Raw genomic sequence first — 4173 nt, forward strand, 5'->3', positions numbered from 1 at the left:
TGATAGCTTTTTTTTCGCCAGTGTTCATTTTTTATTTTCATAAGTGACTATAATTAAAGGTTTAATTTTTAGTCAACCTATTTCAGGAAAATTCATGTTTTAAATTGTGTACAACGGTCTTGTATATGAAAAGTAGCGGGTTTTAAGCACTAATATTTCGGATTATAACTGACCTTTATTTTATTATTCATCTTTTGTATAAGCATTTATTCCGCTATTTTTTATATACGTTGTTATGCACTTTTATCCATTCAAATATTCATAAACTGAGGCTGTTGCGGCACTCTTGACTAATCGAGCTCTTTTATCACCAACATAGTATGCTTTTTTTAAATTGGCTTCAGTTGTATTCAAAATATCTTTAACACAACTAATATTCATTTCTCTCAATTTAGCCTTTATCCAATAGGATAAATCAAGAACATCTATAGATTTATTTAATTCTTTCTCCAAAATTTCTGTCATATCACTCTCTTTGAAATCAGGTATCTCATTTATTAGATTTTGAAAATTAGAATTATTCATACCATATTCAGTCATTCTTTTTGAGGTAATATTTCGGGCTATAGGCAAAGAAGAATTTGAGGGGGCAGATTCTTGTGAGAATATACATCCTAAATTGACAAGATATCTTGTCCCAATTTCAGCTTTGGTTGCTTTGATTCCTTTTGAATGCTCTTGAATTATTCCAGTATATTCTAATAATCGAAAGGATTCTTTAACCGTATGTGGTGCATCCTTATGTAACCAAATAAAACAAGAGGTTGGTTTATTATTGACTACGTAACTAGTGTTTTTACGTTGTAATTCGGGGAGTACTATATTTTCAATGAAATTTCTACCCCAATCAATAAGTCCTTTTTGACCCGGATACTTTTCACTTAAATTGGAGTGTTCTGCAAGTAATTCAATTTTATAAAATTCTCTGATTGTTTCATTTAATTGCTGAGAACTCATTTTCGGAGTTCTCGAAATACTTTTTAATAAAAACCTTGGGTTCCCGGAAGCTGCAAATGCCAATATTTCAAAGTTGTTTCTATTCTTTGAAATTTGGTTTAGAAGTTTACTGTCGGAGTCAGCTTGCTTTTCAACAATTTCTCTCATTCTACTAATGTAGCTGCTGGATAGAATATCTCTATTGATATCAATGAATGTTGCATCTTGTGAATATTGAAAAACATCACCAAAGGCTGTTACACCTGGGTAAACGGCAGCATTGCACGAAATGTAGGGTGATCTTAAGTCTCTAAAAAGGGTAAAGAATTGCCTTTGTTGTTCAGGTCTAAATATATGAGCGGCTTCATCAATTAAAAGATTAATTCGCTTTATCCCTAAATCTTCACAAATTTCTTGAATTGCGTCTTTGAAATCATCAATAGTAGGGACGCTGCTATTATCAACTTGTTCCGCTGGTTTTTTCCAAGAGTCTTCGTAATTTTTCGCAACATCTTCAATTCTAAGTTTTTCCTCATTGTATTCTCCTCCACTCAAAACACTAATAGAGTGAGGTAGGTTAGCTAACAACCCTTTTCTTCTTAATTCTCTAATTATTTTCGAACAAATTAATGAAAGCATCCAATTGAAAAATTGGTTTTTATCAGCTGAATGAATGAGGGAACTTTTTGTAAAAGTCAAATAAACAGGTAAAATTTTATCTGTGTTGAATTTCTGATTTAACTCCTGTTCAGAAACTTTCATTAGAAAAGATTTACCTACTCCTCGACTGCCAACTATAATAGTTGGGGATATTGATTTTAATTTTTCTATTACATCCCTGTCTTGTTCTGTCTCAACAAACAATTCAAGAATTTCTCCATTTGGAATATCTTCGGTTCTAAATAATAGTTCAGTCATAATTATTGTGTGATAATGTCTTTTATTGGAGAGATAGAATTGAACTCCTCAATTAAAGGGTCAGCTACTTTTGTTATTTCTTCTTCCTTTAAGATATTTAAGTATCGTAAACATAAAGTGAAGAGAATAATTCTCTTTATAATGTCTGCCTTAGAATTCCATTCTTCAAATATATCTTTTGAATATTCTAATGAATTTGGAATTTTATCAATTACTGAATTATTGCCGTGAACATATTCAGAACATTCACGATAAACCTTTTTAGTAATTGCTTGAAAATGAGATATTTCATTTTTCATCTCAGGGAAGAACGCTCTACAAAATTTTGAAGAAAAAATGCCCTTATCATCATCCATTAATTCAGACCAATATGTATCTCTTTCTCCAATTTTCCATAAGTTTAATTCAATTTCATTTGCAGAAAATTGAATTGCGACCAAGGAACGTTCAAGGAAAAATCTCAATCCCATAAATGCTTGTTGATACATTCCAAGACAGTTGCTAAGAATTGATATTTGATATTCCTTAATCGCATTTTCAAAAATACTTTTTTCGGGTCTGTCCTTTAGAATATCAAGCCATATATCGAAATCAATAATAAATGAATGATTCGAAGCCAAGAGTGTTAGGTCTGAATTTGCTAAGGAACTACCAAGAATACTTGTTACCGATTCCCCTAATTTATTATACTGTTCTTCTATTTTCACTTATGTTATTTTAATTGTGCATAACGGTCTCGTATAACCGTCAGTTACGGGATTAAAGTTAATAATTTTCGGTTAAGAACTGGCGTTAGCAATTCCGAGTGGATTCGGACGTAGTCGAATCCGCCGTAATTGCGGTTATACATTGTTGTGCAACGTATTTTATTCATTTTCCTCATTAAGGCCAACAATGTCTTTTCGAATCTTTTTCCTCCATTTCTTTCCGTATTTTTTGTCCAAATACTCGAAAACTGTTCTGTTATATTCATAGAGACTTTCCTCTGCAATTGCTTCACAACCATATTCAACAAAATTGACGTTATATCTTTTCGCAAATTTTGAGTCAGATTTATAAAATACAGGTGCGATTCCACTTGATTCCAATATATTTATTTCTCCATTTTTGATGTCGGCAAGTGCTTTTTCTCGGTTAAGCCCAAATCTTGGTTTCATAACAAATTCAAACACGTATTCTTTTGTCTTGTCAACTCGGATTATCGTATCAAGATTTTCATATCCTAAAGCTGTTAATTCAATAGTTTCCAAACTGTCTCTTTCTCGAATTTTGTATCGATATTCAAATTCTCCTTTTTCGTTTGTCATTGAATATCTGTATCTTGATTTATAACTTATATAAGCATTTTCAAGAGGCTTTCCGTTGACTTCTGACAATACAATTCCTTTAATCAGAACTTCCTCTTTGTCTTGTGAAAATCCAATTATTGAATTCAAAAATAATATTGTCAGTATGAGTTTTTTCATATGTTGCACAACGGTTTTGTGTATGGCTCGTTGCGGAAAATCAGCTATGATTTTCCGCCGTAACCCAAAGATAGCAAATTGCAATGAATTCCGATTAGGAATTCAGCCGCAATGAGCTATACACGTTGTTACCACACGTTTTTATTTATTCAATTTCTTGTTTTTCAGTATCTTAAATCCAAATAAGCCTTCTCTCGTTTCAAATTCAACGCTTTTATAAAGTTCCATTTTTTCATAGTATTTTGAATTAAAAACGAGTTCTTTATTTTTTCCTTCGTAGTTTATTGTGAACACAGGTTGTTTTTTATTCCTCCTGTATTTTGTTCCGCCTTGTATCCAAGTTCGGTCAATAATTTCGTAAGATTCGGTTTTGGTGTTCGATTCAGCAAAATAGTAATTCGATAGAGTGAAAATTGAGCAAACAATAAATCCAAATCCAATTAAATATTGCATTCCGGAATAAAAGTAAAGTCCAATTCCTTCGTAGTTGTATGTTTTTCCATAATTTTTATAGTCCACGATAAAGGCAACAATTCCAGTAACAAGAATAATTCCGATTAAGATTGGTAAGTCAATTATAGTATTCCGATATATTTTGATTTGCCAAATCATTAATAAAATTCCTAAAATGAAAATTATAGCATAGAATATCTTTCGTTGTTTTTTCGTCATTTTTGGCAAATGTGTGGTAACGTTTTGTGTATCTTAAGTTAGCGATTATAAATATAAGTTATAAATTAGGAATCAAATCAGAAAGAAAAAAAGAGAGGATTAAGGTTATTTTGTGTATTGAGACAGCGATCTCGTTTTTCATGACAATCCCCTCTCTTTCCTACTATTATTTCGAACAGTT

Annotated in this window: 4 protein-coding genes; all 4 read right to left on the minus strand. The window is 31.5% G+C overall.

The genetic code is table 11. The features are described 5' to 3' along the window. Nucleotides 1-243: 243 nt before the first annotated feature. On the minus strand, nucleotides 244-1854 hold the full coding sequence (locus DFQ11_RS14780; RefSeq protein WP_110476648.1) for an ORC-CDC6 family AAA ATPase: 1611 nt from the start codon (nucleotides 1852-1854) through the stop codon (nucleotides 244-246). A gap of 2 nt (nucleotides 1855-1856) precedes the next feature. Next, the gene (locus DFQ11_RS14785; protein WP_110476649.1) at nucleotides 1857-2561 is read right to left on the minus strand and encodes a hypothetical protein; all 705 of its coding nucleotides are present in this window, start codon (nucleotides 2559-2561) and stop codon (nucleotides 1857-1859) included. A gap of 159 nt (nucleotides 2562-2720) precedes the next feature. Continuing rightward, a complete protein-coding gene (locus DFQ11_RS14790; RefSeq protein ID WP_146221554.1) occupies nucleotides 2721-3320 on the minus strand; it encodes an FEKKY domain-containing protein in 600 nt (199 codons plus the stop codon). Between the two features lie 141 nt (nucleotides 3321-3461). Next, nucleotides 3462-3992: a hypothetical protein gene (locus DFQ11_RS14795; RefSeq protein ID WP_110476651.1), complete on the minus strand. Its 531-nt coding sequence runs from the start codon at nucleotides 3990-3992 to the stop codon at nucleotides 3462-3464. Nucleotides 3993-4173: the final 181 nt, after the last annotated feature.

This window comes from Winogradskyella epiphytica (assembly GCF_003217215.1).
GTDB lineage: Bacteria > Bacteroidota > Bacteroidia > Flavobacteriales > Flavobacteriaceae > Winogradskyella > Winogradskyella epiphytica.

Excerpts from the sequence above, each read along its gene's own strand:
- DFQ11_RS14780 (WP_110476648.1), bottom strand. The coding sequence starts at position 1,854 with ATGACTGAACTATTATTTAGAACCGAAGATATTCCAAATGGAGAAATT.
- DFQ11_RS14790 (WP_146221554.1), bottom strand. The coding sequence starts at position 3,320 with ATGAAAAAACTCATACTGACAATATTATTTTTGAATTCAATAATTGGA.
- DFQ11_RS14795 (WP_110476651.1), bottom strand. The coding sequence starts at position 3,992 with ATGACGAAAAAACAACGAAAGATATTCTATGCTATAATTTTCATTTTA.